The organism is Ureibacillus suwonensis, from assembly GCF_042655065.1.
GTDB lineage: Bacteria > Bacillota > Bacilli > Bacillales_A > Planococcaceae > Ureibacillus > Ureibacillus suwonensis.
Map to the genome: position 1 here is coordinate 34,305 of NZ_JBHSNQ010000013.1, position 25,424 is coordinate 59,728.

A 25,424-nucleotide genomic window follows, 5' to 3' on the forward strand; every position below is an offset into this window, starting at 1 on the left:
GCAATGTCCCGAAAATCAGACATTTTCGGGGCTTTTTTCATTATCGTCAGGTGACGAATCGATGAAAAAATATACTATAATTATATTACAATTTTCATAAAGAAGGAGGAGCGGCATGTCATTACGAATCATCAGCGGACGGGCCGGGACAGGAAAAACGGCCTTAATACACCGTGAAATTGTGGAAGAAGTGAAATCCAATCCTTTTGGTCCCCCCATTTATTTGATAGTTCCGGATCAAATGTCCTTTTCGACGGAATACCAGCTGACGAACCACTATGGGATCGAAGGTTTGATTCGGGCCCAGGTCATGACTTTCAAGCGATTATCCTGGCATATATTGCAGGAAACCGGGGGCATCGCCAAAGATAAAGTGGATAAAATCGGCTATCGCATGCTCCTGAGACGGCTGCTGGAAGAGAATAAAGACCAATTTGCTTTATTCGGCCAAGCTGCGGACAAACCGGGATTTACGGAAGAAATTGAAAAGATGATCAGGGAATTTAATCAGTTCAACATCGATAGCCAGGCGTTGAAAGTGGCGATCGGCCAATTTGAACAATCGGAAGCTCCTCATACATTGATTGCGAAAACGAAGGACTTGCAAATCATTGTTCAAAAATTGGAAGAAATATTGGGAGACAGGTATGTGGAAGGGGACGGACTGTACCCGTTTTTAATCCGGCAAATGAAGAACTCCGAAAAATTGAAAGATACCCATGTATACATCGATGGATTCACTTTCTTTACCGTCCGGGAGTTTGAGATCATCAAGCAGCTGTTGGCACTGACCAAACGGGTGACGGTGGTTCTTCCATTTGAAGATGAAAAGGATAAAGATGATGAGCAGGCGGTGTTCCATCGCGCGGCGTTGATGTACGACAAATTGCGGCAAGAAGCGATAAATTTTGGGATTGAAATCGAACCGCGCATACATATGCAAACGGTGCATCGTTATCGAAATAAAGATTTGCGGCATGTGGAACAAGAGTTTCATGAGCCGGTTCCGGATAAGATGGAAGCGGAAGGTTTTGTCCAAATCATTGAAGGATCCAACCGCCGGGCAGAAGTTCATGGAATTGCCCGGGAAATAAAACGGTTGGTGCAAGAGGAGGGCATTCGTTATCGTGATATAGGGATTATGTATCGGCAAGCGGAAGTGTATGATCCGTTGATTTCGACAATTTTCGCCCAATATGACATCCCGGTTTTTACGAACGAGAAAAAGCCGATGTTGCATCATCCATTAATTGAATTCAGCCGTTCCGTATTGGAAGTGGTTACATCCCGTTGGAAATATGAGCCGATTTTCCGCAGTGTGAAAACGGATTTATTTTTCCCGCTCCATTCCGATGTGAAAGAAATGCGGGAGAAGGCGGATCTATTCGAAAACTTCGTCATTGCCCAAGGAATTTACGGGGATCGGTGGATGCAGGATGATCGATGGTTTTATAAAAAATACCGCGGTCTGGAGTATGTTTCAAAAAGACAGACCGATGAAGAACAGAAGGTCCAAGCGATCATTGATGAAATGAAAGGGTATGTCCGGGAGCCATTGCTGAAATTGGAGCGGGAATTGAAGAAAGCCCGGAACGGGAAGGAAATCGCCTTTGCTTTATTCTCCTGCATGGATGAATTGCAAGTGTTCGAAAAACTCCAGGCGTTGAAAGATAAAGAGCTGGAAAGCGGCCGTTTGGAAGAAGCGATGGAACATGACCAGGCTTGGAACCAATGGGTGAATGTGCTTGAACAATTCGTTGTCATGTTTGGTGACCAGCCTTTGACGGTGGAGGAGGCCGCGAAAATTTTGGATGAAGGTTATAATACCCTCACTTTCTCCAAAATTCCTCCGGCCATCGATGAAGTGACGGTTTCCCAATTGGAGTTTTCCCGCTTTGACAATATGAAAGTCGTGTTCGTCATCGGCGTGAATGACGGGGTGTATCCGATGCGGATCGACTATGAAGGGCTGATGAACGACTCGGATCGGGAATGGTTTTCAAGCATTGATATGGAATTGTTCCCGACTTCAAAACACCGTTTAATGGAAGAAAACTTCTACATTTACCGTGCCTTTTCTTCTCCGACGGACCGGTTGTATGTGACTTATTCAAGCAGCGACGAGGAAAGCAAGGCGCTATTGCCATCCCTATATGTTCAGCGGCTGCTCAATTTGTTTGAAGTGGATGGTGAAAGCACGCTGCCTCAACAACGGATTTTCGTCGATCCGATTGAAGAGTGGGATCGGTCCCATGTGCTTTCATATTTGCGCCATCCGAGAACTTCCCTTGCCTACCTGATGACCCAGTTGAAGCAGGCGGAATCGGAGGAACTGGCACCGGAATGGCAAGCGTTGAAGGCATTTTATGAACGGAGAGAAGAATGGAAACCGGTGCTTGATCTTGTGATGAAGCCGCTCAAACAGAAAAATGTTTCGGAACCGTTGCAAAAGCCGTTGACGGAAGCATTGTACGGGGATGAATTGACTTCCAGCGTGTCGCGCATTGAAAAATATTTCAGCTGTCCATTTGCCCATTTTGCAACTTATGGCCTCCGCTTGGAACAGCGGCCGGAGTTCCGGCTGGAAACCTTTGAAATGGGGGACTTGTTCCATGAAGCATTAAAATGGATTTCCATGGAAACGAACCGTTTGAATTTGCCATGGAATAAATTGACGCGGGAACAATGCGCATATCTTGCCCGTGAGGCGGTGGAACGGATTGTGCCGGCCTTCTCCCACCAAATCTTATTAAGCAGTTCCCGTTACCGCTACATTCAGCGGAAACTCATGCGCATCATCGAAAAAACGATGATCGCCTTGACGCATCATGCGAAAAGTTCATTTTTCAAGCCGGTTGCCGTGGAAGCTTCTTTTGGTCCGAAAGAACAATTGCCGCCATTGGAAATTCCGTTAAGAAGCGGACGAAGAATGCAATTGCGCGGCCGCATCGACCGGATTGACTATGCAAAAGTGGGGGACAAAACGTATTTGCGCGTCATCGATTATAAATCATCGGGCAAAGATTTGGATTTGAATGAAGTGTACTACGGCCTATCTTTGCAATTGTTGACGTATTTGGATGTGGCGGTGGAAAACTCGTTCATCTTGTTGAAAGAATCGGCATTGCCGGCAGGAGTGCTCTACGTCCATGTGCAAAATCCGCTATTAAAAATCGAGAAAGAATTAAATGAAATGCAGGTCGAAGAAGAACGGCTGAAAATGTTCAAAATGAGAGGGCTGCTGGCGGAAGACCAGGAGGCTGTGATGGCAATGGATGAACGTCTGGAAGAGGATGGCAAGTCAATCATCATTCCGGTATCCATTACGAAAAAGCAGGAATTTGCCAAAACTTCGAAAGTGGTCCATCCTGATGCGATGCAGGATTTGCGCCGATTTGTCCGCAAAAAACACCAGGAAGCGGGGGAATCCATTTTAAGCGGTGACACCTCCATCCGGCCGTTTAAGTTGAAAAACAAAACGGCCTGTGATTATTGCCAGTTCAAGTCGGTGTGCCAATTCGACCCGACGGAAGGCGAATATCTGCGGTTGCAGGCGGACAAGCTGCCGAACGTGATTGATAAAATTCGCAAGGAGTTGAATGCTGATGAATCCGATTCCTTCTAAACCAAAGGACGCCACATGGACTGACGAACAATGGAAAGCCATTTGGGCAACGGGGCAGGACATTCTCGTTTCTGCTGCGGCCGGTTCAGGGAAAACGGCTGTGCTGGTCAACCGGATGATTGAAAAAGTCATCTCGAAGGAAAATCCGATTGATGTGGACGAACTGCTCGTCGTGACCTTTACAAACGCCGCAGCAGCGGAAATGCGCCATCGACTCGCCGGTGCCTTGGAAAAGGAAATTGCGAAGAATCCGCATAATGCCCATTTGCGGAAGCAGTTGAGCCTTGTCAATAAAGCGCAAATTTCCACATTGCACTCCTTTTGTTTATCCATCGTTCGGCAATATGCATACATGATTGACATTGATCCGGGATTCCGCATTGCCAGTGAAGGGGAAATCTCTTTATTGCGGGATGATGTGATAAAAGACGTCATGGAAGAAGCCTACAGTGCGGAAGAGGATTCGGACGTGAACCGCATTTACCGGTTGGTGGACAGTTTCACCTCCGACCGGGATGACCAGGAAATTGAAAAGCTCATCGAACAGTTGTATGACAATGCAATGGTGCATCCGGAACCGAAAAAATGGCTACAATCCCTTGTGGAGCAATACCGGCTTCCGGATCACATCACGGTGGATGAGCTGCCTTTCATCGGACATGTGAAAAATGCCATTGAATTTCAGTTGGAGGAAGCAAAGTCTCATCTCTTGTCGGTCAGAAAATATGCTTTGATGCCGGATGGTCCGTACCCCTATGGGGCGACGGTGGAATTGGATTTGGCGCTCATTCAGGAGGCGTTGCGGCGCATCCGTTCTTCCTGGCAAGAAGCGTACGATTTCTTTACAACGTTGAAATGGGAGACCCTTGCCCGGGTGGCGAAAGATTCCTGCGATGAGGAATTGAAGAAGAAAGCGCAGGATAAACGGAATAAGGCGAAAGAGGTCGTAAAAAAAATCCAGGAAACGTATTTTGCAAGAAAGCCGGAGCGGCTCATTGAAGAAATCCGCCTCATGGCACCGGCAATCGAAACATTGGTCGAACTCACTCTGAAATTTGGCGAGAAATTTAAGCAGGCAAAGCTGGAAAAAGGCATCATGGATTTTTCGGATTTGGAACATTTCGCCCTGGAAATATTGACGGTGGAAGAGGATGGACAGATCAAGCCGTCTCCTGTCGCGTTGGAATTTCAAAAGCGGTTCAAAGAAGTGCTCGTGGATGAATATCAGGATACGAACATGTTGCAAGAAACGATTTTGCAACTGGTGAAAAGCGGCGATAAAAGCAATGGCAACATGTTCATGGTCGGGGATGTGAAGCAGTCGATTTACCGTTTCCGTCTGGCGGAACCGATGCTCTTTTTACATAAGTATTTAACCTTTGAGGAAGAGCCGAAAACAAGCGGTTTAAAAATCGATTTGAATGCCAACTTCCGCAGCCGGAAGGAAGTCCTCCACGCAACGAACTGCATCTTTGAGCAGGTGATGGGCGAAAAGGTCGGGGAAATCACTTACGACGAGAAGGCGGCTTTGAAACCGGGCGCGCCGTACAATGAGGAAGAAGTGCCGGTGGAATTGGCCATCATCCACGAAGAACAGCCCGATGCTTCATCCGGAAGTGACGAGGAAGAGGATTTGGAAGCCATCTTGGAAGAAGAGATGAAAAAATCCCAGCAGGAAGCCCGCTACATCATTCAGCGCATCAAAGAATTGATGGAGGCCGGGGCGACCGTTTATGATACGAAACAAAAAGACCCGGCGAAAAGAACCCGCCCGTTGCGTTACAGCGACATCGTCATTTTGATGCGTTCCATGACGTGGTCAAACGATATCATCGAAGAATTCAAGGCGGCCAATATCCCGTTATATGCGGAAAGCTCGAAAGGATATTTCGATGCTTTGGAAGTCATGATCATGATGAATTTGTTGAAAGTCATCGACAACCCGTATCAGGATATTCCATTGGCATCGGTTTTAAGGGCGCCATTTGTGGGACTTACGGAAAATGAATTGGCGCTGATCCGTTTAACCGAAAAGAACGCGCCTTTTTACGAGGCGGTCAAAAAATTTGTTGAACAGGGCCATTCAGGACTTGAAGCCCAAACCCAATCCAAACTTGAGAAGTTTCTGCGGCAGCTTGATACGTGGAGGGATATGGCACGGCGAGGCAGCCTTTCCGATTTGATTTGGAAAATTTATTTGGACACCCATTACTATGAAATGGTTGGCGCCATGTCCAACGGCAAACAGAGACAAGCCAATTTGCGTGCCCTCCATGACCGGGCATTGACTTTCGAAAAATCTTCTTACCGCGGTTTGTTCCGCTTTTTGCGGTTCATCGACCGGATGAAAGCCCGCGGAGAAGATTTGGGCATCGCCAAAGCCATTGGAGAAAAGGATGATGTGGTCCGTTTAGTGACCATCCACTCATCCAAAGGGCTTGAATATCCCGTTGTATTTGTGGCGGGACTGGGCAACAAATTCAATCTGAAGGATTTCAACGAACCGTATCTATTTGATCAAACTTACGGTCTTGCAGTGAAAGCGATCGACCCGGACAACCGGATCATGTACACTTCATTGCCGTTCTTGGCCATGAAGGAAAAGAAAAGATTGGAAATGATTGCTGAGGAAATGCGGATTTTATATGTGGCGATGACCCGGGCGAAAGAGCGTCTCATTCTCGTCGGCTCCGTGAAAGATTGGGAGAAAACGAAACACAGTTGGTGTGAAATGCAAAGCTTGCCCCACCATGAGATGCTGCCGGACTATGTAAGGGCGGGAGCAAAAAGTTACCTTGATTGGATCGGTCCAGCCATCAGCAGACATGAGGCTTTTAAAGAATTCAGTGATGAAGAATACATGCCGATACCGCATCCGTCCGCCTGGAAAGTGAGTGTCATCTCCAATGAAACGTTCCTGAAAAAACCGTTGGAAGCGGAAGAGTCGGCAACCAACGGACAAATGGAAGAAGTGGATGAACACTTGCTGCAAGAGCTCAACCGCCGATTTACTTACGCATACCCGTTTGAACGGGCGACGAAGAAAAAATCGAAAACAAGCGTATCCGAAATGAAGCGCATTGAAAACTTGCGGCAGGATGAAGAACAGGATGCGGAGATCATGAAGCTCATCTTAAAAAAACGCGGTAAATCCCTTGTGAAGCGGCCATTGTTTATGGAAGAAAAACAGCTGACGGCGACGGAAATCGGGACAGCGATGCACACGGCGATGCAACATGTGCCGCAGCAAGGGTTTGAAAGCATGGAGGAAGCGCAGCAATTCCTTGATGGGCTTGCCAATAAACAATTGATTACGGAAGAAGAACGGAAAGCAATCGAGCTGGAAAAACTGTTGCATTTCTTCCAGACTCCAATCGGACAGCGGTTCAGCCATGCGCAAAAATTGTACCGGGAAGTGCCGTTCACATTAAGCGTGAAAGATGCGGACGGCGATTCCCAAATCATTCAGGGGATTGTCGATTGCCTGATGCTGGATGAGGATGGAAGATGGGTGCTTCTTGATTACAAAACGGATAAAATTTTGCCTTCCTTTGAGGAAGAAGAGGCGCTGATCCGTGAAATGACGAAACGCTATGGGGTACAAATCCGACTTTATACGGAAGCGGTCGAAAAGATTCTGCGCATCAAAGTGGATGAAAAGATGCTCTACTTGTTCGATGCCGGGAAAGAGGTGCAATTGGGGTCGCTGGTTTGAAACATCATTCGTCAATTTTTCTTGTAAGTTATTTAGGAAAATGGTAGTTTAATTGTATTTAGGAGGTCGAATGAAATGTTTCAACCAACGACGTTAAACGAAAGAATCCATACCCTCGATATTATGCGGGGAGTGAGTCTGCTCGGCATTTTGCTTGTCAACATGTTCGCCTTTTCCCAACCGCTTCCCCATGTCCATGATTTGAACAGTTGGTTCACGGACATTCATGATCAACTGAACTATCAATTGCTTGATATATATGTGCAAGGAAGCTTTTATCCTTTGTTTTCCATGCTGTTCGGCTACGGCTTGGCGATGCAGTACATGAAAGCGGAATGGACGGGGACGAATTTTTATCCGTTTGCATTGAAGCGCCTCCTTGTGCTGCTCATCATCGGATTGCTGCATGCCTTTCTCCTTTGGTGGGGCGACATCATTACGATGTATGCGGTTTGCGGCTTTTTTCTGATTTTGCTGCTGAGATTGAATAGCGGCTGGATGCTTTCCATTGCATTGGTTTTGAATGGACTTTTCCATACATTGATCATTTCCGTTTATGCGATGGCAGAGATTGCCAATGATGAGTATGAAACGTTTGTCGATATAAGTGCGATAGAAGATGCCATTACTGCCTACGGAATCGGGACATGGAAAGATGCATTCATGCAGCGCCTAAATGATTTGGCGATCCAAATGTCTCCGTCAATGTGGATCAGTGCCATGTTTACGATCCTTCCATATATGTTGGTCGGAGCGGCAGCGGCAAAATGGCGACTGGTGGAAAGGGCAAAAGAGTTGAAAGGGAGATGGATTATCCTTGCCATTGTTTGCATTGCGGGGGGGCTGTTTTTAAAAAGCTATCCATTCCATACAACGCGGACTTACTTATGGGAATATGTCCGGGTTTATATGGGAGGACCGATTGTCGCAATCGGATATGCATCAGCCATTGTGCTCCTTTGCCTCATCCCATTCCTTCCGAAGCTGTTAAGCCCGATCGCCAAAGCGGGCCGCATGTCCTTGACCCTTTATCTCATGCAGTCCGTCATTTGTACGTTGTTGTTCTACAATTACGGTTTCGGCCTTTACGGCAAAGTGGATGTCTTGATGGGAATAGTGATTGCCATCAGCATTTATGTGATTCAAGCCGCCTTTGCCGAGCTATGGTTCATCAAGTTCCGGCAAGGTCCGCTGGAATACCTGGTCAAACGGATGACGTACGGAAAAACGTTAAAGAAAATGGAGCAATAACGGTTTTTTTCATGTAATATTGTTATTAATATCAGAAATAATTTGTGAAAATGAAAAGGGGCTATTACTGATGAAGATTCTATCCTTTAAATTCAATAATCAATTGAAATTTGGTCCAAAAGTAAAAAAAGAAGAAGCCGTTTGGGATGTATTGGCGATCCAGGAATCCCTTGAAGTGTTCCCATCCTTCCCGCAAACGATTATTGAAGGCGTTGCATTGGGGTATGATTTTGTTGAGAAGATCCGCAGATTGGTGGAAGTAGCGGAAAAATCGGACAAACCGGATAAGTTCAAATTATCTTTCAGCGAGATTGAATGGTTGTCGCCGATCCCAAGAACCCCAAAAAATATTATTTGTGTGGCGAAAAACTATGATGAACATGCAAAGGAAATGGGAGGAGAAGCTGCTCCGTCCGATTTGGTCATTTTCACAAAATCTCCGACAGCGATTGCGGCTGACAATCAAGTGCTGTCCATCCATGCGGACAAAACCGACTCCCTTGACTACGAAGGGGAGCTGGCGGTGATCATCGGAAAAGTTGGCAGAAACATTCCTGTCAATTTGGCCTATGATTATATTTTCGGCTATACGATCGCCAATGATCTAACAGCCCGTGATGTTCAAGAGCGCCATCAACAATATTTCTTGGGCAAAAGTTTGGATGCCACTTGTCCGATGGGCCCTTACATTGTGACGAAAGATGAAATTCCAAATCCTCAAAATTTGACGATCGTGACAAAGGTGAATGGGGAAGTGCGGCAAAACGGAAATACCGCAGATATGATGTTCCCGATCGATCGATTGATTTCCATCATCTCCCATCATGTAACGTTGGAGCCCGGCGATGTCATTTTGACGGGAACGCCTAAAGGGGTCGGGAAAGGCATGAATCCTCCACAGTTCTTAAAATCCGGGGATGTCGTGAGAATCTCCATTGAAGGAATCGGTACATTGACAAACCGTTTTGAATAAAAACCTTTGAATTTCGCTAAAATGAATGGAAGAACCCGTAAATATTTGCAATAAAATGCAAAAAACTTGCGGGTTCTTTTTCTATATATTAAAATGACTTCCAAGTAATAAAGGTTATTATATTTGAATTAAACTAAATCCCATGATAGCATGGACAATGAATGAAAAATGAACAAGAGGTGGGGGAATTAATGGATTTTTTGACTAGCTCGACACATTTACACATTACAACATGGTTTATCGGAATCATCTTGTTCCTTATTGGGGCCATCAAACCGAATAAAGGGTTACATATGGCATTGCGTCTATTCTATATTTTAATCATTATCACGGGCGGCGCTTTATTTATTGAAGCGATGGATTACGGCCAAGGCATGAACTATGGCATTAAGCTCATTTTGGGCATTTTGGTGATCAGTATGATGGAAATGGTGCTTGTCCGCCAATCCAAAGGGAAATCAGCGACTGCATTTTGGATTCTGTTTGTCATTTTCTTATTTTTGACATTATTCTACGGATTCAAATTGCCGATGGGTATGAACTTCTTAGCTTAAATGATTGCGATTCGCAAAGTACAAGGATTCGTACTTTGCGTTTTTTATTGGAATCTTTGGTCGTTGCGCAAGAAATGGAGCGGAAGTAATAGAAATTCTTTCTCAATTCCTCTAAAATGAATTCAACTGAGAAAATGAAGGGGAATGGATGATGATTTCAATTTTCATGCTTGTATTCACCGCTTGTCTGATGATATTTTTCCTTGTTTTCGCTTTTTTGCAAAACCCGGTGCATACCCGGAAGGAAGAAGGGGATGAATTGGAGGAAGAGCAAGGCGGGCACGGGAAATGGTCATGATTATTTGTCACAATTTCGTCAAATATACAAGCGGAATTGATAAAACTTTTCTTAATTATGGAGAGCAGTGTCCACATTTTTGGTAAAATGTCGTTGATTGGTTTTAAAGGAGAGGGATTATTTTGAAACTCAAGAAATGGATTCAAACGACAGCAATGGCTACATTATTGTCTGCAAGTTTATTGACGCCAGTAGCAAGCGCGGAAGAGAAGCGCTCAATTGCTGATGAAAGTATATACGATGTATTGGTTGACCGGTATTTTAACGCCACGAACAGCAATGATGACAGCTCAAAAACCGATCCGAAAGATGTAGAGAAGTTTGCCGGAGGGGATTTCCAAGGAATCATAGATAAATTTTCCCAAATCAAAGATATGGGATTTTCCATCCTTTCCCTTGGACCGGTCTTTGCAACGGAAACTTATAATGGTTCATCTGTGACAAGCTACCGTGAAATAGAGCCAAACTTTGGCACGGAAGATGAATTCAAGAAGTTGATCCAATTCGTGAAAGACAATGACATGTCCGTCATGGTGGATTTCCCGCTTTCCAATGTGAGCGAAAATCATGAGTGGGCGAAGGATCCATCCAAAGCTTCCTGGATTTTGGAGAAAGCGGATGGAAAAGTTCGCTGGGATTTGGATAATGAAGAAGTGCAACAGGCATTGATTGATGCGGTTGTTGATTTCGTTTCCACATACGGGTTGGATGGTGTCCGCTTAACCAATATGGAAGATGCGGATACAGACTTTTTGAACGAAATGATTGATGCCATCAAATCCATCGATGAGTCGATTTATGTGATTTCCAACAGTGAAAGCGATGCACATTTTGATGCGGAATATTTCAATGAAGTGAGCGATATTTTCCGTTATGCATTCAAAAATGTGGATGAAGATACGGCGGATTTAATGAAATATTTCAATGCGTTCGCCAAGGGGGAAACGGACGTCCCTGCGCAAATCATGATCGATCATATCAATTCGGACCGCTTTTTATATACTGCTGAAATTTATCCTCCGACACGGTTGAAAATGGTATTGGGTGCGGCTTTGCTTTTGCCGGGGGTACCTGTCATGCAGTATGGTACGGAAATCGCCATGAACGGAAAGGCGGGTCCGGAAGCGCACCAACTTTATAATTTTAAAACGGATACAGAACTGAAAGGTTATATTGAAGATATTCAAACATTGAGAAATCAATCGGAAACCCTCCGCAAAGGGGAGTTTAATCTCATTCAGAACGACAGTGGATTAATCGTTTTCCAACGCAAATCCGATAAAGAAAATTGGATCGTCGTCATCAACAATACAAGCGAAAGAAAGAAAATTGAAATTCCAAAAGAGCTGGTCGGCGAGAATAAAGAAATCCGAGGAACTTTGGAAGGTGAAATATTCCGCGAAGGCGATGACGGCATTTTCAGAATTGTCCAGGATCGGGAAGTTGTTGAAATTTATCAAGTGATTGATGAACAAGGCATCAATATTTCATATATCATCGCATTGGCATTTGTTTATATTATTTTCATCGCCTTTGTCGTGGCATTGATCAAACGGGGAAAACGTCAACGCTCTAAAGCGGAATAATTGAAATGAAATAAAACAGCGAAATCCAAATGGTTGGGTTTTCGCTGTTTTATTTTTTCCGGAAAAGATGCTTTTGTATTAGAGTGGAAAAATCTGGTGTGTTTAGGGGGATGGCCATTCAATTTTCCCCTTGTAACCGGTTGCCCAAGTTAATGATTTTCCACTTCGATTCATACAATTCATTAACATCGATTGCAAGGGAAAGGGGAATTTCCCAATGGACTTGTTGGCCGTCCGAAATTTGCATGTCGGATTCCGGATAAATGACGCATTTTACGATGCGGTGGATGGGGTTTCCTTCACGTTAAAAAACAACGAAATTCTTGCCATCGTCGGGGAGTCTGGCTGCGGGAAAAGCACCCTGGCCACTTCCATCATCAGGCTCCATCACGGGCGGAATGTGCGGGTGACGGGAGAAATCCTTTACGGGGAGCGCAATCTCTTGGAATTGTCCGAAGAGGAAATGGATCATATCCGAGGGGCGGAAATTGCGATGATTTTCCAGGATCCTTTATCCGCTTTGAATCCGTTGATGCGAATAGGCGATCAAATCGAAGAAGCGTTGACCTATCATACGGAATTGTCAAAAGTGGAACGGGAAGAGAGAGTTTTGCAATTGTTGAAGCAAGTCGGCATCCATCGGCCGGAACAGACGGCCAGACAATTTCCCCATCAGCTGTCCGGGGGAATGCGGCAGCGGGTGATGATTGCGATCGCCATCTCTTGCAAACCGAAAATCATCATTGCCGATGAACCGACGACGGCTTTGGATGTCACGATTCAGGCACAAATATTGGATTTGTTGAAGGAGCTGCAAAAAGAAACCGGTGCAGGCATCATTTTAATCACCCATGATTTGGGGGTGGTTGCGGAAATGGCCGACCGGGTGATGGTGATGTATGCGGGAGAAATCATTGAAGAAGCGCCGGTGCAGAAGTTGTTCTCCAATCCGAGACATCCATATACAAGATTATTATTCCACTCCATGCCACAACTTCACTCCACAAAGAAACGCCTCCATGTCATTGAAGGAATCGTACCCTCTTTGATCAATTTGCCGAGAAGCGGATGCAGATTTTCCCATCGCATTCCATGGATTCCAAAAGAAGCCCATGAAGAACAGCCGAAGTTTCACAAAATTTCAAAGGACCATTTCGTCAAATGTACGTGCTGGAAGTATTTCCGTTTCCGTGATGAAAAGGGGGAAGCTGATTGAGCTTCATGCAAGTCGTTGATTTAAAAGTGCATTATCCGATCCGTGGGGGATTTTTTAATTCCGTCATCGATTGGGTGTATGCGGTGGACGGGATTGATATGGAGTTTGAACAGGGAAAAACGTACGGGCTTGTGGGGGAGTCGGGCTGCGGGAAGTCGACGACGGGAAAAGCGCTGATCGGCCTTGAGAAAATTACATCAGGAAAAATCCTTTTTGAAGGGGAAGATGTGACGAAGGATCGGAAATCGCGCACCTCCCATTTTCACCGGGAAGTGCAGATGATTTTCCAGGATTCCCATTCCAGCTTAAATCCGAGAAAACGGATCGCGGATATCCTTGCAGAACCGATCCGGAATTTTTTGCATTTGCCGCCAAGGGAAGAAATGAAGAAAATCGATGAACTCCTTGAAATTGTGGGGATGCCCGCCGATTCGAAAGAGAAATACCCGCACGAATTTTCAGGAGGGCAAAAGCAGCGCATCAATATCGCACGGGCCCTTGCCACGAACCCGAAACTGATCATTGCCGATGAGCCGGTTTCCGCCCTTGATCTATCCGTACAAGCACAAGTGTTAAATTTTATGAAAGATGTGCAGAAGGAATTCGGATTGACCTATTTGTTCATCTCCCACGATTTAGGGGTCGTAAAGCATATGTGCGACTATATTTACATCATGTATAAAGGAAGGTTTGTGGAATGCGGCACGAAGGAGGATATATACGAAAATCCGAAACATCTATACACCAAACGGCTACTTTCATCCATACCGGCATCAACACCGGTCGGAAGGGAAAAACGGAAATCCGCCCGACAAGCCTTTGAAAAAGTGTATGAAAAGCATATCCATAAAGCCTTTGATGAAAATGGACGAGTGTATGACCTGATTCCCCTTTCGGATACCCATTACGTTTCCGCTTCAAGCAAAAAAGAAATTGTATGAGTATGGAATTTCACGTTCAAGGGAGGTCGGGACAATGTGGAAAACGATTATAAGGCGTCTCCTCCTGATGATTCCCCAATTGATTGCACTGAGCATCCTCGTGTTTGGGATGGCGAAGATGATGCCGGGGGACCCGTTCACTGGCATGATTACGCCGGAAACGGATCCTGCGCGGATTGAAGAATTGAAGGAAGAATTGGGATTGAACGATCCGTTGCCGGTGCAATACATCCGGTGGGTGAAAAACGCGCTGCAGGGGGATTTCGGCAAGAGCTACACCTTTCAGCGGGATGTGGCTTCCCTCATTGGAGAGCGGGCGTTGAACACTTTTTGGCTGTCTTTTGTCAGCGTCATTTTATTGTATCTGATCGCCATTCCATTGGGGATTTTGGCGGGAAGGTACCAACAATCGAGGTTGGATAAAACCATCGTGTTCTACAGTTTCATCACTTATGCCATTCCGACTTTTGTGCTCTCCTTATTGTTTTTATATATTTTCGGCTACAAATTGCAATGGTTTCCGACGGGCGGAAGCGTCGACATTGAAGTGGAACCAGGAACCATCCAGTACATATGGAACCGATTCTACCACATCCTTCTGCCGGCAATCACCTATGCCATTTTAGGGACAACCGGGGTGATCCAGTATTTGCGTTCGGAAATTATCGATGCCAAAACGATGGATTATGTACGAACCGCAAGAAGCAAAGGGGTACCGATGAGAAAAATCTATACGAAGCATATTTTTAGAAACTCTTTTATTCCGATTGCCGCTTTTTTGGGGTTTACCATCACCGGGCTTTTGGGCGGCTCCATTTTTATTGAAACGATCTTCGGCTATCCGGGGATGGGACAGTTGTTTGTCAGTTCCATCGCTTCAAGGGATTACAGCGTCATTTGCGCTTTGGTCATGCTCTACGGATTTTTGACTTTGCTTGGAAGTCTGCTTTCCGACATCATATTAAGCATTGTGGACCCCCGCATTCGTATTGAATAGAGAGGAGGGGATGGTGGAACAATGAGACGTAAGAAGAAACGATATCGCAAAAAAGGGCGCGCCCGAGGCATGCAGGTGGTATTTCGGGAGTTTCAGAAGGATCGTATCGCGATGACTTCATTCATGTTATTAGTATTCTTCATTCTATTTGTTTTTATTGCCTCTCTCTTCATCGATCAGGAGCAGTTGATGCGCATCAATTTGTATGACCGTTACAGTCCGCCGGGGGAAAAGTATTTGTTGGGTGCGGACCAGGGCGGCAAAGATATTTTAGGGCAGCTCATCATCGGGGCCAGAAACTCCATTTTCATCGCCCTTGCCATCACGCTGATCACCGGTTTGATCGGGATTGTTGTGGGGCTCATTTGCGGTTATTTCGGCGGCTGGGTCGATTATATCATCATGAGGATCATCGATTTCTTCGTTACGATTCCTTCATTATTGTTCATCATCGTTTTTGTGACCCTTGTGCCAAAGTATTCGGTCACAACGTTCATTTTGATTATGAGCCTGTTTTTATGGACAGGGACGGCGAGGCTTGTCCGTTCAAAGGCGTTGTCCGAAAGCAAAAGGGATTATGTGAGCGCATCAAAAACGTTGGGAACGGGCGATTTTGCCATCATCCGGAGGGAAGTGGCGCCAAATTTAAGTTCTTTGTTGATTGTCGAGATGACGTTGAACTTTGCGGGAAACGTGGGGATTGAAACGGGTCTTTCTTATTTGGGATTCGGTCTGCCGCCAACCACCCCTTCATTGGGCACATTGGTGAGCTATGCGAACAATCCGGCCGTGTTGCAACAATATTGGTGGGTATGGCTTCCGGCATCCCTATTGATATTATTCATGATGCTCGCCATCAACTATATCGGCCAAGCATTAAGGAGATCCGTGGATGTGAAGCAGCGGTTGGGCTAATGGAATATAACAGCATCAAGGGAGGACATCATGAGACGAATCATTTCACTCTGCATCGCAGTCTTACTGATCACAGCACTGACGGGTTCAAATGCCTTTTCAAAAAACGTGACGCTCCCAACTTCCGTCACAAATGAAGGGACACCCATCAAAGGAGGCATCTTAAAAGTAGGGATTGTCAAAGATGAACCTTTCCAAGGGGTGTTTTTGGCGGAACTATATGAAAACCGCTATGATGGCGCGATTATGAGCTATGCCTCAAACGCCATTTTTGAAATGGACGGCGATTTTTTGATCAATGATGAAGGCATCGCTTCCATGGATGTGAACCAAAAGGAGAATAAAGTGACCATCACCATCCGGGAAGGTGTCCGGTGGTCCGATGGGGAGCCGCTGAAAATAGAAGATTTGATTCTGCCTTATGAAATCATTGCCCATCCGGATTATACGGGCGTCCGCTACGATACGGAATTCAAGAATATCATAGGGGTGGAAGAATACCACGAAGGAAAAGCGAAAACCATCTCCGGCATCCGGAAAATTGATGAGCGCACATTGGAAATCCGGTTCAAAAAGTTGTCGCCTGCGATATTTTCCGGCGGGGACGGTTTATGGACCTATGCGGCGCCCAGCCACCAGCTGAAAGGCATTCCTGTAAAGAAGCTGATTGAAAGCGACGCCGTGCGGAAAAACCCCGTGACCCTCGGGCCATTCAAATTTCATAAAATCGTTCCCGGCGAATCGGTGCAATTCGTGAAAAATCCGTACTATTGGAAAGGCGAACCGAAGCTGGACGGCGTCTTTGTGGAAGTTGTTCCATCCAGTTCCGTATCTGTCGCGATCGGCTCCGGAAAGTATGATATTGTGTCGGGATTCACCGCAACCAAATGGCCTGAAATCCAAAAATATGACAACATCGAGATTTTGGGGCGTCCGGAATTATATTATTCTTACTTGGGATTCAAGCTGGGAAAATGGGATCCGAAAAAGCGGGAAGTGGTGACCGATTTAAATTCGACGCCGGTGGGGGATCAGGCTTTACGGCAGGCGATGGGGTACGCGTTGGACGTGGAAGCGGTTAGCGAAGTGCTCTTTTTCAATTTCAGGCAACGGGCCAATTCATTGATTCCGCCAGCCTTTAAAACCTACCATGATGCAACCTTGAAAGGATATACGTATAATCCCGAAAAGGCAAAAAAGATTTTGGACAAAGCAGGCTACATCGATATTGATGGAGACGGTTTCCGGGAAGATCCAAAAGGGAATAAGCTGGAAATCAAATTTGCCACAATGGCGGGGGATACGATCCAGGATGAAATTGCCGCTTACTATTTGCAAAACTGGCGGGATGTCGGTTTGAACGTCACTTTAACAACAGGAAGGCCGATTGAAGTGAATGCTTTTTACGATAAAGTGGAGGCCGATGATCCGGAAATCCATGTCTTTATGGCGGCATGGGGAACGGGGACAAACCCTTCGCCATCCGGATTGTACGGCAAATCCGATGCCTTTAATTTTAGCCGGTTTACTTCTGAGTTTTTAGAAGAAACGATCCAAAAAATCGATTCACCGGAAGCCTTTGACCAATCTTACCGCGCGGAGCAGTTCCGCATTTGGCAGCAATATATGGCGGAAAAAGCGCCGGTGATTCCCCTTCAGTTCAGCTATGAAATCGTTCCGGTGAACAAGCGGGTGAAAAATTACAGCATCGATTTTGAAAATCCTACTGAATTGCATGAAATCGAGCTGTTGGCGAAGGAGCCGATCAAGAGTAAATAATGGACAACGGTCATGATGTATACAAAATCAGAGGATATTGTCACAAAAATGGTCGATATGGACACATTCAGCGTGGATATTGTTGAATATAGCACAAAATCAAAAGCACCTTCGTCAATCAGGGAAGGTGCTTTAAACATTTATTCCTGATAATCTTTATCCGTAAAGAAGATCGCCAATGTGCCAGGGCCGGAATGGGAACCGATCACAGCGCCCACCATCGTGACATCAAAGCCTTTCGGACGGAGCTTGTCTTCAATCAACTTTTTCACTTCTTCCACCGTGTCCAAATCATCCCCGTGGGAGATTCCGACGATTTTATCCGAAAAATCTCCGCCGCGTTCCGCCATGATGTCAACCATCCGGGCAAGGGCTTTTTTTCTTCCTCTTATTTTTTCAAGAGGAATGAGCTTCCCGTCCTCCACATGCAGGATGGGCTTGATGCTCAATAAGCCGCCGAAAAACGCACTTGATTTTGAAATGCGCCCTCCTCTTGCCAAATAATCCAGATTTTCCACGGTGAAAATATGTTGCATATGTTTTGCGTAATGTTCCACTTTTTCAACGAGCTCATCGAAAGGGACTCCAGCATCTCTCAATTCTACGGCTTTTTTCACAACAAGGCCTTGTCCAAGGGAAGCGCATTTCGTATCAATGATTTTTAATTTGAAATCCGGATACTTTTCCTGCAATTGTTCGGCAATCATGACAGCCGTGTTGTAAGTGCCGGACAGTTGGGAAGAAAAGCTGATATAAACCCCTTCTTCACCGCTTTGGGCGTATTTTTCGAAGGTATTGTAGAACATTTCAGGCGATACTTGGGAAGTTTTTGGTGCAGCGCCTTTTCTCATTTCATCGTAAACTTCTTTTGGATCAATGCCGATGACATCATCATATTCTGTATCATTGAGGTGGACTCTCAGCGGGAAAAAGACCACATTATGCTCATCATAATAAGCTTTTGGCAAATCGCTCGCGCTATCTGTGAATAGAATCATTTTACTCTCCTTTCCATCCTTTATAAAATTATTACACCCTTCTCAAAAATTGGTAAGGAAGGGTGCCTCATGATGGAATCATGTTATGATAATTTTAATCTTTCTGATAAGAAATTTGCAATGCCATCTTCATTGTTTGTTCCGGTCACTTCGTTGGCGATGCTTTTTAATTCGTTGATGCCGTTGCCCATTGCAACCCCGATGCCGGCATATTCGATCATTTCCAAGTCGTTGTCTTCATCCCCAAAGGCGATGATGCGGTCCCTTGGGATGCCCAAATCTTTTGCAATGAGGGAAACGCCGACCGCTTTATTTAATCCTTTCCGCACCACTTCGATAATATTGAAAGGTGCTCCCCAGCGCCGATGTTCAATGAGTTCCGCATGCACCTCCTGCAAATGCCGGCGGATCAAAGGCACGTTGTTTTCATTGGCGTGGATGAGCAAACTTGTTGGATTTTCATTCAAGTTGCCGCGCAAATTTCCGATGGTCACTTTAGGATCCCCCATTTTGAAAATGTTCATCATCGTCGGATCTTCCACATGTATATACACATCATCAATGACTTCGGCAATTAAGTTTTCATACTGGTATTTATCCACTGAATCTATGACGTCGTGCACCACCCGCATATCGATGGGGGAGTGGATGGCCTGCCAAGACGGATTTTTTGGATGATGTATATAAGCTCCGTTGAAATTGACAATCGGAGTGGTTAATCCCAATTCCTGATAATAAATATTGCTCGCCCGGAATGGTCTTCCTGTGGCGATCATGATTAGATGGCCGGCTTCTTTCGCCTTCATCAAGGTTTGTTTTGTTTTAGGCGAAATGGTATGATTGTCCGTCAATAGAGTGCCATCCAGGTCCAAAACAATTAGATGTTGTTTCATGGAAAGTCCCCTTTCTGTCTTTACGATTTTATCGCGACGATTGGAGTTCGTCAAAATTTTGTCACCAGTTATAATTTTTGGTAACATAATTGATTAGAGAGAGTTGTTGAGGAGTGAAGCGTTAATGTTAATAGATGAAGAATTATGGCAGGATATTCCGCTGATTCATTTTTATAATGAAGAAATGAATGAATGTTCACCCGTTCTCATTTTTTTACATGGATTTACAAGTGCGAAAGAACACAACTTACATTATGCCTATCAACTAGTGAAAAAAGGGGTTCGCGTGATTTTGCCGGATGCCCTATTGCATGGCGACAGATGCGAGGGATTATCCGAAGAAAAAATGAATTTGCAATTTTGGAACATCGTATTGAATTCTATACATGAGGTTGGGGAGTTATACAATGAAATCCGGTCCCGTTTCCAACCGAAAAAATTGGGTATTGCAGGAACAAGCATGGGCGGAATTACAACATGCGGCTGTTTGAAGAAATATGATTGGATTGATGCGGCCGGCATTTGCATGGGTGCACCGGGATACAACGCCTTTGCGGATTATCAGCTGGCGGAGTTTGAAAAAGCGGGGATTCCGCTTCCTTTGAGCGATGAGCAAATCGAACAGATACATACCGCTCTTTCTGAATATGATATATCAAAAACGCCGGAACGATTAAACAATCGCCCTGTGATATTCTGGCATGGAAAAAAAGATGTGACCGTTCCTATGGAAAACGCGGTACATTTTTATGAACAGGCCCGTCCATACTATCAACAGCCGGAACATTTGCAATTGATCATTGATGAAAACCAGGGGCATAAAGTGAATCGGGAAGGGATGCTGAAAGTGACAGAATTCCTTGCAAAACATTTGACAGAAGACGAAACTTTTGTATTTTGATTTTTAGTATAGTATGATGATTGAGAACAGTTATCATTTTCGGATTGAAAGGAGCGATGGCTGATGGCAATGGATGCGGATATGAAAGAAAGTATTCTTGGTGCTTTGGAAAACGTCATTGACCCTGAATTGGGAATCGATATTGTCAATCTCGGTTTGGTATATGATGTGGATATGGATGATGAAGGTGTATGCAAAATTACCATGACACTGACTTCATTGGGCTGTCCGCTTGGTCCAATCATTGTGGATCAAATTAAAACGGTGTTGAGCGAACTTCCGGAAATCAAAGATGTGGATGTCAATATTGTATGGAATCCGCCATGGAATAAAGATATGATGTCCCGCTACGCAAAAATGGCATTGGGAATCCGATGATTGCAGTAATCAAACGGATGTATTGAATCATATAATTTGGTTAAAATATAAGCGCGAAAAAGGCATTTCCGACACCTCGTTTGATTGTAAATGCAGAGCGAATTGGGAAAACGTTGAGTTTTCCGGTTCGCTCTTTTTGTTTGGAATGAAACGGGCATGCAACAAAATTGCCAATTTTATTTCTCATTTTTTTAACAGACACTTTCATCTTTTTTCACAACTTCTTAGTAAAGTAATAGGCGTAGAACTTATACTAGTAATATTTTGGAAGGAGTCTTATCAGAATGAAGAAATTATTGACACTCATGATGTTGCTCGCCTTGTTCACATTGGCTGCTTGTGGACAATCGGATGACGCAAGTAACGATTCAAAAAATGCAAATGACGACACAAAACAAACGGAAGTAAGCAAAGACAAACAAGATGAGAAAGTTACCGTATCCAAACCGGATGCACGCCTTGAAGAACCGACTGCCGATACGAAATGTGAAATGTGTAATATGAAAGTTTATGAAGTGACAGATGATTTAGGAAAATTCAGCGGTCAAGCGATCAAAGAAGATGGCACGATTGCTTTCTATGATGATATCGGCTGCTTATTGAACGCGGAGTTGGCGCACAATGAAAAGAACCAAAAATATGTGCGTGATTACAATACATTGGAATGGGTACTTGTGGATGATGCAACGATCGTAAAAACAGATTTAAAATCTCCAATGAACTGGGGTTACGTATTCTTTAAAAACAAAGAAGATGCAGATCAATTCATCGCAGACAACCCTAGCTACAAAATCACAGCGCTTGATGTCGTAAAACAAGAAGCAAAAGAAAGACGCGAAGCTAAATTGAAAAAACAAGCGGAACAACAACAACAGCAACAACAAGGAAATATGCAAAACATGCAAAATATGTAACACGATGGACATAACCATTAATGAAATCCATCTTGAAAAATCATTGAAAAAAGAACTAAAGTAAAAATTGTGAAGGCCGTCTTTAGAGTTTTCTGGACGGCCCAATACCGTTTGAAAGTAGTTGATCAGCGTGCGTTATATAATAAGCCACCTCGTATTCTTGATTTGCTTTGTAGCCTTTGTCCATGAAGCGGACGCCAACATGGATTTGCAGCAAATCATCGATGATGCCGGGGAAGGGGCAACGATTCATCTTCCGGCAGGTACATATGAAGGGAATGTATCCATATCCAAGGGGATTACATTGATTGGGGATGAGAAAGTCATCCTTCTTCCCAAAAATCCAGAAGAACCGGTCATTGCGGTTACGGGGGCAAAGGATGTGTCCATTCAAAATTTGCAATTGCGCACATCCGGAACAGGGATTCTCATTAAAAATTCGGAAAATGTTCAGCTCTCAAACGTATCAATGAACCATGTATACAGCGGGGTCGAAATCTACAATTCCAAACAAATCGATATCCGGCAAGTTGCCGTTACGGGTAATGATCAAGATTTTGCCAATAAACGAAACGGCATCGCCATCTATGACAGTTACGACCTGTCCATCAAACATAATAAAATTTCCAAAGTGCAGGACGGAATTTACATTGAAAACGCAAAGGGAATCACCGTAAAAGGCAATAGAGTGGAAAACAGCCGGTACGGAACCCATTTTATGTATAGTGAAGATGCTGAAGCATCAGAAAACAAGTTCCGGAAAAATGTGACAGGTTTTATGATTATGATGACGGAAAATGTAAGCCTATTCAATAACGATATTTCCTATCAAAATGGGTTTAACGGGACGGGAATCACCCTATATGAGGTCAAGAATATCGAAATACAAAAACATACCGTTTCAGGAAACCGGGTTGCCCTTTCCATTCAAAAATCCGATGGAGTCACGATTTCCGACAATATTTTTCAAATGAATCAAACGGCGATTGAATCCATTCAATCGGGCACGAACCAGGTTGTCAAAAACTATTTTGTAGGGAATTTGGTGAATGTCCGTTCAGATGTGAAAGGCATTCAGCTGCAGGAAAATTATTACGATGACTATGCAGGGATTGATATCGACGATGATGGAATCGGGGACGAGTCCTATGTGGCATTGCAAAGCTTTGGCCAGTGGATGGTGAGAAAACCGGTGTACCAATATTATGTGGAAGCGCCGAGCGTGGTTTTATTGAATCAAATCGATCAACAAACCAATAAAACCGCCAAACAGCTGTTGGTGGATGAAACACCGGCAACCCAATTTGAAAGGGACAAAGCCTTCCATTTTCAATTCCATTTGCCTCAACTCATCATTGGATTGATTCTTACAATCGGATGCATCGCTATTTGGAGAAGGAGTGTCCTAATATGAAATGGAAAACGTTTATTTTCATTCTATCATTGAGCTTGTTTTTAGTCGGCTGCTCGGAAAAAGCCTATGAGCCGAAAGAAATCAATGTGGAAACGGATATTTGCAAAGTGTGCAACATGGGGATTGCCCATGAAGATTATGCGGCGGAACTGATCTTTAAAAACGGGGATTATGAAGTGTTCGATGATTTGGGATGTTTGGTGGAATTTATGAAAGATGTCGAGGAATCGGAAGTGGGTGCCGCTTATATAAAAAGTGCTGACGGCAACGAATGGCTTCCTGTGGAAGATGCAACCTATGTTTATTCCAAAGACTATTGGACACCGATGAATTATGGCGTGCTCGCCTTCCCTTCCAAAGATGCTGCGGAACAATACATGGAAGAGAACGGTGAAGGCGAAGTGTATTCCTTTGAACAATTGGACAATTTTCAATGGGGAATCCATTTCTGATGCTGGGCAAATTCATTTTATTGGAATGGAAACAAATGCTCCGCAGCAGATGGCTGCAATTGGTGGCCATCCTCTTCATTTTCGTTTTTGTCGCCATCGTCATGATTCAGCAGCTGGCACTGCCGGATATTGAAGGATTTACGAGACAAACGGCATCTTTTTTGAATTTGCTATTGTTTTTATTGCCGCTGTTCACGCTCACCATTGGAGGAATGAGTGTGGCGGGGGATGTGGAATCCGGCTGGTTTTCTTTATTGAAAACCTATCCGATGAAAATTGTCCAATATGTATTGGGGAAATTTATTGCGCTGATCGGTTCCTTCATATTTATAGTCCTATTGGCCCTTGGGGTGGTTTTTACCCTTGGAGGGTTATTCGGCGGCGTCAAAGTTCCTTTTGAATTGTTGATCATCGCTTTCGGTTTGATTTTCATTTTCTCATCGATTGCCATATTGCTCGGAAGTTTGGCGAAAAACCGCCTGCATGCCCTTGCCATTTCCCTTGTTGTGTGGGCATTGTTATTATTGCTTCTATCATATTTGGTTATGGCTGTCGGCACGGTTGTTCCTGGACATGTGTTGCAAAAACTCACGATTGTCATGCTGCATATCAATCCGGCAGATTGGCTGCGGTTTGGATATTTCCTCCTTTCCCATCAGACGGCGGTTCTTGGTCCGACATATTATGATTTGATCGCCTTTTATGAGTCGGCGTTTGGAACAATAGTGTTTGTGGCAGTGACGTTGTTATGGATTGCACTTCCACTCATTGTGGCAACCATCAAATTAAAGAAACTTGGTGTTGAAAAATGATCGTTGAAGCGAAAAATTTGCAGAAAATTTATAAGAACAATCGGGGAATCCATGATGCCAATTTCACCATTAGAAAAGGCCGCATCGTCGCTCTCGCGGGAGGCAACGGTGCGGGGAAAAGCACGCTGATTCGCCTGCTGACAAAGCAGGAGAAGCCGACGAATGGGGAACTGATTTGGCATCAGGATGACTTTGTGCGTTATATGCCGGATGATGTGGATTTTCCTTCCACGCTGACGGCGCAAGAAGTGCTGGGACTCCTGGGTTCACTAAAAAAGGTTGGAAAAGGGGAACAAGATGAAATATTAAAAAAGGTCGGACTTTTTGAAGTGAAAAAGCAGAAAGTCTCTTCCTTTTCAAAGGGAATGCGCCAGCGCCTAAATCTGGCCCAGAGTCTCATTGGAGGGGATGGGCTGATCATCATGGATGAGCCTACGAACGGTCTTGATCCCTATTGGATTGCACAATTGAAAGATATGATGGCCCAAGAACGGAATCGGGGGGCAACGGTATTGTTTTCAACCCATATGTTGGCTTTCGCGGAACAGTTGGCTGATGACGTCATTATTTTGCATGAAGGAAGAATATTGGCGGCGGGGGAAGTGCAACAATTATTAAGGGATCATCATTGCGGACATTTGGAGGAACTGTGGCTGCAAAAAATTGATTTATAAAGAAAGGCTATAAAAAAAGAAGCTGGGACAAAACTAGCTTCTAGATAGGAAAAAGGAGAATTTGAGCCAACTCAAATTCTCCTTTTTCCATTTATCCCCATTATTTTTGGTTAGTTGATCTTTGTTGGCCGTGTATTT

General features: G+C 44.5%; 21 protein-coding genes. 19 read left to right on the forward strand and 2 right to left on the reverse strand.

Annotation, left to right across the window (positions count from 1 at the left end; genetic code table 11):
* The first annotated feature begins 115 nt into the window (after positions 1 to 115).
* The 12 genes from addB (at position 116) to ACFPOH_RS01405 (ending at position 17,850) form a co-directional block, all read left to right on the forward strand.
* On the forward strand, positions 116 to 3,625 hold the full coding sequence (addB, locus tag ACFPOH_RS01350; protein ID WP_390308647.1) for a helicase-exonuclease AddAB subunit AddB: 3,510 nt from the start codon (positions 116 to 118) through the stop codon (positions 3,623 to 3,625).
* Positions 3,603 to 7,340, forward strand: coding sequence for a helicase-exonuclease AddAB subunit AddA (gene addA, locus ACFPOH_RS01355; protein ID WP_390308660.1), 3,738 nt, complete (start codon positions 3,603 to 3,605; stop codon positions 7,338 to 7,340). The genes addB and addA overlap by 23 nt, the downstream gene beginning before the upstream one ends.
* A gap of 75 nt (positions 7,341 to 7,415) precedes the next feature.
* Positions 7,416 to 8,591, forward strand: a complete 1,176-nt coding sequence (locus ACFPOH_RS01360; protein ID WP_390308648.1) for a DUF418 domain-containing protein — start codon at positions 7,416 to 7,418, stop codon at positions 8,589 to 8,591.
* 70 nt (positions 8,592 to 8,661) lie between these two features.
* The gene (locus tag ACFPOH_RS01365; protein ID WP_342470113.1) at positions 8,662 to 9,564 is read left to right on the forward strand and encodes a fumarylacetoacetate hydrolase family protein; all 903 of its coding nucleotides are present in this window, start codon (positions 8,662 to 8,664) and stop codon (positions 9,562 to 9,564) included.
* A gap of 191 nt (positions 9,565 to 9,755) precedes the next feature.
* A complete protein-coding gene (locus ACFPOH_RS01370; RefSeq protein WP_342581052.1) occupies positions 9,756 to 10,118 on the forward strand; it encodes a YisL family protein in 363 nt (120 codons plus the stop codon).
* A 151-nt stretch (positions 10,119 to 10,269) separates the two neighbouring features.
* Positions 10,270 to 10,416, forward strand: a complete 147-nt coding sequence (locus ACFPOH_RS01375; protein ID WP_390308649.1) for a hypothetical protein — start codon at positions 10,270 to 10,272, stop codon at positions 10,414 to 10,416.
* A gap of 122 nt (positions 10,417 to 10,538) precedes the next feature.
* Complete coding sequence (locus ACFPOH_RS01380) at positions 10,539 to 12,002, forward strand: alpha-amylase family glycosyl hydrolase (RefSeq protein ID WP_390308652.1); 1,464 nt, start codon at positions 10,539 to 10,541, stop codon at positions 12,000 to 12,002.
* A 217-nt stretch (positions 12,003 to 12,219) separates the two neighbouring features.
* Positions 12,220 to 13,218, forward strand: coding sequence for an ABC transporter ATP-binding protein (locus tag ACFPOH_RS01385; protein ID WP_390308654.1), 999 nt, complete (start codon positions 12,220 to 12,222; stop codon positions 13,216 to 13,218).
* Positions 13,215 to 14,159, forward strand: coding sequence for an ATP-binding cassette domain-containing protein (locus ACFPOH_RS01390; RefSeq protein WP_342470108.1), 945 nt, complete (start codon positions 13,215 to 13,217; stop codon positions 14,157 to 14,159). Before ACFPOH_RS01385 ends, ACFPOH_RS01390 begins: the two co-directional genes overlap by 4 nt.
* A 34-nt stretch (positions 14,160 to 14,193) precedes the next feature.
* Positions 14,194 to 15,156 carry an oligopeptide ABC transporter permease gene (opp4B, locus tag ACFPOH_RS01395; protein ID WP_342581056.1) on the forward strand — a complete coding sequence of 321 codons (963 nt, stop codon included), beginning with the start codon at positions 14,194 to 14,196 and terminating at the stop codon, positions 15,154 to 15,156.
* A 21-nt stretch (positions 15,157 to 15,177) separates the two neighbouring features.
* Positions 15,178 to 16,071, forward strand: coding sequence for an ABC transporter permease (locus tag ACFPOH_RS01400; protein ID WP_342470106.1), 894 nt, complete (start codon positions 15,178 to 15,180; stop codon positions 16,069 to 16,071).
* A 30-nt stretch (positions 16,072 to 16,101) separates the two neighbouring features.
* Positions 16,102 to 17,850 (forward strand): oligopeptide ABC transporter substrate-binding protein, encoded by a 1,749-nt coding sequence (locus tag ACFPOH_RS01405; RefSeq protein WP_342470105.1) that lies wholly within the window; start codon positions 16,102 to 16,104, stop codon positions 17,848 to 17,850.
* A 140-nt stretch (positions 17,851 to 17,990) separates the two neighbouring features.
* Here ACFPOH_RS01405 and ACFPOH_RS01410 read toward each other — a convergent pair whose 3' ends face one another.
* Positions 17,991 to 18,848, reverse strand: coding sequence for a DegV family protein (locus tag ACFPOH_RS01410; RefSeq protein ID WP_342470103.1), 858 nt, complete (start codon positions 18,846 to 18,848; stop codon positions 17,991 to 17,993).
* Between the two features lie 83 nt (positions 18,849 to 18,931).
* Positions 18,932 to 19,741 carry a Cof-type HAD-IIB family hydrolase gene (locus tag ACFPOH_RS01415; RefSeq protein ID WP_340710253.1) on the reverse strand — a complete coding sequence of 270 codons (810 nt, stop codon included), beginning with the start codon at positions 19,739 to 19,741 and terminating at the stop codon, positions 18,932 to 18,934.
* Positions 19,742 to 19,865: 124 nt separating this feature from the next.
* Between ACFPOH_RS01415 and ACFPOH_RS01420 the strand changes: the two genes are divergently transcribed.
* From ACFPOH_RS01420 to ACFPOH_RS01450, 7 genes are all read left to right on the forward strand, one after another.
* Positions 19,866 to 20,642, forward strand: a complete 777-nt coding sequence (locus tag ACFPOH_RS01420; protein WP_342470102.1) for a prolyl oligopeptidase family serine peptidase — start codon at positions 19,866 to 19,868, stop codon at positions 20,640 to 20,642.
* A 69-nt stretch (positions 20,643 to 20,711) separates the two neighbouring features.
* The gene (locus tag ACFPOH_RS01425) at positions 20,712 to 21,020 is read left to right on the forward strand and encodes a metal-sulfur cluster assembly factor (protein ID WP_340705477.1); all 309 of its coding nucleotides are present in this window, start codon (positions 20,712 to 20,714) and stop codon (positions 21,018 to 21,020) included.
* A gap of 284 nt (positions 21,021 to 21,304) precedes the next feature.
* Positions 21,305 to 21,934 (forward strand): nitrous oxide reductase accessory protein NosL, encoded by a 630-nt coding sequence (locus ACFPOH_RS01430; RefSeq protein ID WP_390308656.1) that lies wholly within the window; start codon positions 21,305 to 21,307, stop codon positions 21,932 to 21,934.
* 130 nt (positions 21,935 to 22,064) lie between these two features.
* Complete coding sequence (locus ACFPOH_RS01435) at positions 22,065 to 23,348, forward strand: right-handed parallel beta-helix repeat-containing protein (protein ID WP_342470100.1); 1,284 nt, start codon at positions 22,065 to 22,067, stop codon at positions 23,346 to 23,348.
* On the forward strand, positions 23,345 to 23,800 hold the full coding sequence (locus ACFPOH_RS01440) for a nitrous oxide reductase accessory protein NosL (RefSeq protein WP_390308657.1): 456 nt from the start codon (positions 23,345 to 23,347) through the stop codon (positions 23,798 to 23,800). The genes ACFPOH_RS01435 and ACFPOH_RS01440 overlap by 4 nt, the downstream gene beginning before the upstream one ends.
* Positions 23,782 to 24,612 carry an ABC transporter permease gene (locus ACFPOH_RS01445; RefSeq protein WP_342470098.1) on the forward strand — a complete coding sequence of 277 codons (831 nt, stop codon included), beginning with the start codon at positions 23,782 to 23,784 and terminating at the stop codon, positions 24,610 to 24,612. The genes ACFPOH_RS01440 and ACFPOH_RS01445 overlap by 19 nt, the downstream gene beginning before the upstream one ends.
* Entirely contained in the window at positions 24,609 to 25,286 is a 678-nt protein-coding gene (locus ACFPOH_RS01450; protein ID WP_342470097.1) for an ABC transporter ATP-binding protein, read from the forward strand. The genes ACFPOH_RS01445 and ACFPOH_RS01450 overlap by 4 nt, the downstream gene beginning before the upstream one ends.
* The last annotated feature ends 138 nt before the right edge of the window (positions 25,287 to 25,424 follow it).